This is a genomic window from Candidatus Angelobacter sp. (genome assembly GCA_035607015.1).
Lineage (GTDB): Bacteria > Verrucomicrobiota > Verrucomicrobiia > Limisphaerales > AV2 > AV2.
The window spans coordinates 1-6,234 of sequence record DATNDF010000495.1; the positions used below are offsets into that span (position 1 = coordinate 1).

The following is a 6,234-nucleotide window of genomic DNA, read 5'->3' on the forward strand; positions in this document are numbered from 1 at the left end:
TAACCTTGGATGGGTTTCATTTACTTCGTCGCAGATTCCGCTGATGGGGCTGGCTTGACGTCATTCACAGTCGCCTCGGGCCAGCCGTCAGCATCCCACCGGAGCGGCATGATCGCCAGGGTTGCCTTTCCATTCATGCGCAGGTCCCCTTCAAAATCCGACGTGAACCAAGTCTTTCCGTCCACGTTCAGAGTCCCGGCATGCCCAGGCCCGATCAACGGGCCGTTGGTTGTTGCCAGAAACACACTGCCGCCCCTTTTCAGCATGTCCACGCCGGCTTTGTCGAGATACGGTCCGGTGATCGTTTTGCTCCGGCCGATGCGAATGTTGTAGGTGCTCTTGGGGCCCTGACAGCAAGACCCCCAGTTCACAAACAGATAATAATAGTCGTCATGCCGGCATAGACAGGACGCTTCGATGGACTCATTGTAAGCGAGAGAAAACAGCTTCGAGTCTGGTGACAATCGCTTGCCGGTTTGCGGGTCCAACTGAATCAGTTTGATGCCGCTCCAATAGGAACCATAGGTCAACCACAGGCTGCCGTCCTTGTCGTGAAACACAGACGGGTCAATCGCATTGTGGCCGTCGCCATCCTGCGTCCGCACCACGAACCCCCGGTCCATCCAATGATACGCTGGATCAGTCGGATCGAGTGTAGAATTGACCGCAAGGCCGATTGCCGAGGTCATTTTCCCCATGGATGAAACCGAATAATAAAGCAGATAACGATCGCCCAGCTTGATGATGTCGGGCGCCCAGTATGACATGTTGCGATTGGCCGGAACAATTTGGGCGATCCATTGCGGGGCCGTCTGGAAGACGACCGGACCGCGTTCCCATTTCACCAGGTCCTTGGAATGATACGACGGCACGCCGCGGCCCGTGTAGAAGACCCAGTATTCGTCTTTGCACTTCACGATGCTCGAAGGATCGCGCGTGACAATGCCGCGGCTTGCCGATTGCTCGAGTGGCAGGACGGGAAAGGTTTGTTCCGAACCCGGCTTGGCGGCATCTGCTTGCGCATAGTCTGCAGTGGAACAGGTCAATGCGGCCAGCAACATCGCGCCGGACAACCAGCACCGACCGAACGGGTAATTATCTTTGAATATCATTCCCGCCAGTGTGAATCGGATTCCCCAGGAACTCAAGGCAGCGGCAATCGGGGGGTGTCCTCCCTTGGGTGCCGTGTCGGCGCTGTGCGCCAATTTAATCCAGCCACAGGCCGGACGCTACGGCGAGTCAGGACACCGCCGCAATCGACGCGATACGTCTTCAGACTCGAATTCGGTCGCGTGTGTGAGATCAGACCCTCAGCCAGCCGCGGAAACCCCGGGCGGCATAATAGGACTGCGCACCGTTGTGACCCACAAAGACGCGACCGTAGCGGCGATCACAATAAAGCGCGCCACCGAGTTCTCGGATGTCTGCCGGGGTCTTCACCCAACTCGACGTCTTCAAATCGAACTCTCCCAGTTTCTGAAGCTCCAAGTATTGTTCTTCTGTCAAAAGCTCGATGCCCATGGACGCGGCCATATCCATGGCGGTGGTTTTCGGGCGGGCCTCCTTCCGCGACAACCATCCTTCGCGGTCGTAACAAACACTGGTGCGGCCTTTGGGAGTTTCCGCGGAACAATCAAAGAAGATGTATTCGCCTGTCGTTTTATCCTGACCCACCACATCCGGTTCGCCGCCTGTTCTTTCCATTTCCGCGAGCGACCACAGCTTGTCCGGCTTGGCCTCCAACCGCGCCTGCACCTTGGCCCAATCCAGCCTTTTGTGTCGGCTCACGTGGCGCTCAAACCGGGCTTTCAACGCGGCAAGCAACTCGTCGCGTTGTTTGGGGTACAATTCTTTTTTCATTTCAATACCTCTGGTCGAGTCGGGCGTTTTTGATCTGTTCCGTTATCCTGAAAGGCCGTTCTTCGGCGAGGTCGCTGACGAATCTATTTGGCGGCCTCCGGCTCCTGCCGCGTGACGATGGGCACGAAGCCGATTTCCAAACCTCGCGGTGGCGTGACCACGAGGGCAGGGTCGAGCCCGGCCAGTTGGCCGCTCGCGGGCGGGGCGAGATAACTGCGGTCCTTCGTCCAGTGTCGGTGAAGTTTTTCGACGCGCGCCTGCATTGCTTCACGCTCCGCGTCGGTCATGTCGGCGTTCAGCAGCGCAGGTTGGTCGGCGAAGCGATACCAGTAATAGGTGACCACGCTGCCGTCTCCGACGTGCGCCTGAAACGGGCCGGCTTTGGGGCCCGGCTTTTTCCACGAGCTATCAGCGGCGTCAGGTGTCTCATAGGTTTTCGGCGTTCGTTTCCGGCGCTGGTCAAAGCGCATCGCGGCCAGCCCGGTTTCCGCCGGGACATCCTGGGCGCGCACGGGCGTCCAGACGGGTTGCTTGTTTGCGTTGGTCGTGAGGCGAAAGTATTCGGGCAGCACAATCAGATTGTTCCCGGTTGTGTCGTCCTTTTTCACCCATTGTGAATTCCATTTGTAGCCGAAGGTGTTCGGGTCCGGCGCCATCGGCGTGGCGAAAGAGTTCCACGCGAGGCTCGCCTTGTTCTCTTTCGCGACTCCGTTCGTGTCGATCTTCCACGTCGCCCCGCCGCCGCCGGGAAATTTGTGCAGCACCGCGCCGCTGGAATTGATTTCCCCGCTGGCCGGCGGGCCTCCGTCGAACCACGCCTGCACCGCGTCCCACAGCGCCTGCTTGTTGTACGAGGTAATGCGGTGCACGAGCGCGGAATCGCCCTGCGAATTCGCCGGGAATTGTGTGGGTGCGACACGCGCGTAAGTGACACCGTGCGCGTCAATCGCCTCCGCGCTGGGGATGTGTTGCGTCTCCATCTGCACGGCGCGGTTTGGGTTTGAAGGCCGGCTGTCGAGCAACTGTCCGGCGAAGCGCGGCTCAGTGACGGCGGCGCGAGACCAGAAGTATGGAGTGAAAAAGGCGACCGGGCCTTTGAAGTTCGCCGTGTTCAGAAACAGCGTCCAGCAATTGTCGCCCGTTGGAATGTTCGTTCCCGCCGTGATTGCCTTGGCCTTCGCGAGCGGCAGCGGAAGATAACCCCAACCGAACCATTCGCCACGCGTGCCCCGCTTCAGGTTCAAGCCATCGGGCGGCCACAGGACCCACGGGCTCAGCTGGGCGATGGCGTATTTGCCGCGCGGATTTTTCCAGTCACGTCCTTTGCCGGCGCCCGGTCCATTGGCCCACTCGACGAAATTCGGCGCGACACCGCCCATGATAAATTTCGGCGTCTCAGTTGCATATTCCGTATCACGCCACCAGCCGAGGCCGCCCTCGATGTCGGAGTAAAGGTTGGTCGGGCCTTTGCCTTCGTACTGCGCGAACATCCACGTTCCGGGCAATCCGGACTGGAACTGCTGGCCAGGGTAGTGTTGCAACAACGGCCACGCCGCGACATACATGGAATAACCCGCGTTGAAGTTCGTCGGCACCGTTTCATTTGGGACGAGAAGATAGCCCGCCATCTCGCCCTCGCGAATGGCCGCAGCAACGAGTGCCGGCAAAACGACCAACGAAATCGCAAGTGTTCGAATAGTTCTTTTCATGATGAATTTGAGCTGATTGCCATGAAGCCGCGTCATCGTTGAAACTTTCCCACCGTGAGCCAGCCCGCCAAGTGTTGGTTTTGATTTTGATTGGCGAAGCGCAAGGGCGGACCACCGGGCAGCGGGTTCGGCACGCACAGCAGCAGTTGATGAGTTCCAGGTTTGAGCGCGGCTGCATTTGTCGTGATGCGCCACCGGGCCGCCGGCTCATCGGGCTGAATCGCGGTCAGCTTCCAATCCGTCTTCCACGTCGAGGCGAGGTTGCCCTCCGCATCCAGGGCGCCGAGTTCCACCGGCCAATCGTAGTAAAACGGCGCCACGCCGGTGTTCGTCACGGTCAGGGAGACATCGAGTTTGCCGTTGGCGACGGAAATAACCGCGCCAGCCACGTGCAATTCGTAGCCCATCTGCTGCACCGCCCGGATCGCGCGTTCGCGCGCGGCGCCTTGAATCTTTCCGCGAAAGACGCCTTCGTTGCAGAGCCACGAGGCGTGTGTCACCACCACACAACGTTCGAATTCCTGTCCCTTCGGCGCGCACGACGGCTCATCGAACAGGCACTTCCACACCTCGGGTCGCACCTCGCCGCCGATGGCCTGCGTGCGCCATTTGTCGAGGGCATTGGCGGAGCGCAGGCGTGTTTCGAAAAACCAGCCATCGGGTTTCTTTCCCGTGTGGAGCGTGGCCCACGCGAACGAATCGTCATGATAGCCGATGGCGCGCTGGCTGTTGTCGGCATAAGCCGGATCGTTCGTCCCCGCAGGATAACGCGCGACGAGCTTCGTTCTTTTGAACGCCGCTTCGTAGGCATCCATAACCTCGCGCTGCACGGTCTTGGAGGCGAACCATGAGGAGTGCGGATGGTTGTGCCACTCGCCCCAGGTGCCAAGCAGTCCGAGGCCAATGAAACCTAAGCGTGGGTCGCCGTCATACTTCCGTCCGAGGGCGTGGATGAAGTTCGTCAGTGCCGCGCGTAATTGCGGGTCTTCGTAGTCCGGCGTTTGATCGACAGCGGGCGGGAACGGTTGCGTGTTGGTGTTGGTCCAGCGCCGCATCGGGAGGCCGGCGTCAACCAGGTATTGCGGCACGCCGGTCTTCTTCCCCGGCCATTCGAGATAGAACCGCGCGAAAAACTGGTGCCCACGCGACGCGGCGGCGTTGAGCTTCCTCTCGAACGGCTCCCAGTTGAAATTGGTCGGTCCCGTCATCACGTCGGACAGCTTCGTGTAGTCCCATTCCATGCTGTGCGGGAAGGATTCGTCGGCCCGCAGGTAAGGCACGAATCCCTTGAGCGGATTGTCAGATGGCGCGGGGGCATACGAGAGCGCGGAAGCTGTGTTCCCAACCTCGCCCGTGAAAGCGCGCGCGGCGGCCAGCAGAGCGGCGAACGCGGCAAGGATTCTCATTTGGCGGCTGGGTTCATTTTCAACAGCGCTTCGGCGAAGGCTTTGCCCATCAGCGCGAAAGTTTTGGCGCAGCCGAGGTAATGATAGCCGGCGTTCGAGGCGCCGCGTTTCCACACTTCGGCCTCGGCGGGCGAGATGATCTCAGCTTCGTATCTCTTCACGTATTCGCGCTGCTGCGCATCGGTCATCGTGCCGTCCTTGTTCGCGTGGTCCTTGTGCTTCGTTCGGAGGAAGTAGGCCATCTGCGAAACCTTCTCGCGCTTCCTGTCAATCGCGCCGAGTTCGTCCGACCAAAACGGCGCCGTCTGCACTGCGATGACGTTGCCTTTGAACTCCGGCAATGCCGCCGGTGCAGCCATGGCTTTGCGAAACGCGACGATGTCCTTCCCCGCCTTCGCGCCATCCACGCCCATGACGCCGATGACGAACGGCATCTTCGGCGCGTTAAAATCCTTCCGCACATCGCGGATGAACTGCGCCATCCACTCGCTGTATTTATCAAAGCGATTTCCCGTCGCGCCCTTCGGCAACTCCGGATACACGCCGCGATCCACCATATCGTTCCAGCCCTGGAGCCAGACGAAGCCGGCTATTTCATAACCCTGCGCGGCGTCATAGGCCGGGCAAACGCGCCTGGGGTCAGCGAGCACGCGTTTCACATGCTCCACCATCAGCCGGTAATACACGCCCGTCTCCGCCGCCTTCTTCGCCTTTGCCTCCGCGACGTCTTTGCCGCGTTTTGTGATGTCGGCAAGCTGCGCTTCGCTAAATACATACGGCCCTGCGCCGGGCGGCCGGAAATCCGTGTGCAAACTCTTCCCACCCCACGCCGTCTTGATAATCAGCACCGGTTCCTCGAGCGCCGCATCCATCGTGATGCCAAACGTAAGCTCAGGACCGATCTTTCCGCCGTCCTTCGCGGGATCGTTACGCGAGCCATAGCCAGCGGTGACTTTGCCGAAGCCCTCGCCGTTGTTTTCACCGCTGCCCGTGAAATAGGAAATCCACGCGTTGTCGCACACCGTCGGCTTCCCGTCCCCGCTGCGCATTTGCCTGAGCAACGGAGCGGTCGCCGGGTCATCGCCAATGTAGTCAAAGGTCTCGACCTTCGCGTGGCCCTCCATGTTCGACTGGCCGGCCAGGATGAAGACCTTGAGCGGTTTCGCCTGAATCTGCGCCGAGAGGACGAGCGCAGCAAAAAATGTGAGCAAAAGCTTCATGTAAAAATAGTTCGAGTTGCGGGCAACCGTAACCAGCCA

Annotated in this window: 5 protein-coding genes; all 5 read right to left on the reverse strand. The window is 59.9% G+C overall.

What is annotated here, in order from left to right; genetic code table 11:
- Positions 1 to 20 precede the first annotated feature (20 nt).
- Positions 21 to 1,148 (reverse strand): arabinan endo-1,5-alpha-L-arabinosidase, encoded by a 1,128-nt coding sequence (locus tag VN887_19795; protein ID HXT42261.1) that lies wholly within the window; start codon positions 1,146 to 1,148, stop codon positions 21 to 23.
- A gap of 154 nt (positions 1,149 to 1,302) precedes the next feature.
- On the reverse strand, positions 1,303 to 1,860 hold the full coding sequence (locus VN887_19800) for a DUF4256 domain-containing protein (GenBank protein ID HXT42262.1): 558 nt from the start codon (positions 1,858 to 1,860) through the stop codon (positions 1,303 to 1,305).
- Positions 1,861 to 1,943: 83 nt separating this feature from the next.
- A complete protein-coding gene (locus VN887_19805) occupies positions 1,944 to 3,569 on the reverse strand; it encodes a hypothetical protein (protein HXT42263.1) in 1,626 nt (541 codons plus the stop codon).
- Positions 3,570 to 3,601: 32 nt separating this feature from the next.
- Positions 3,602 to 4,975 carry a DUF4832 domain-containing protein gene (locus VN887_19810; GenBank protein ID HXT42264.1) on the reverse strand — a complete coding sequence of 458 codons (1,374 nt, stop codon included), beginning with the start codon at positions 4,973 to 4,975 and terminating at the stop codon, positions 3,602 to 3,604.
- Complete coding sequence (locus VN887_19815) at positions 4,972 to 6,195, reverse strand: sialate O-acetylesterase (GenBank protein ID HXT42265.1); 1,224 nt, start codon at positions 6,193 to 6,195, stop codon at positions 4,972 to 4,974. Before VN887_19815 ends, VN887_19810 begins: the two co-directional genes overlap by 4 nt.
- Between the last annotated feature and the right edge of the window lie 39 nt (positions 6,196 to 6,234).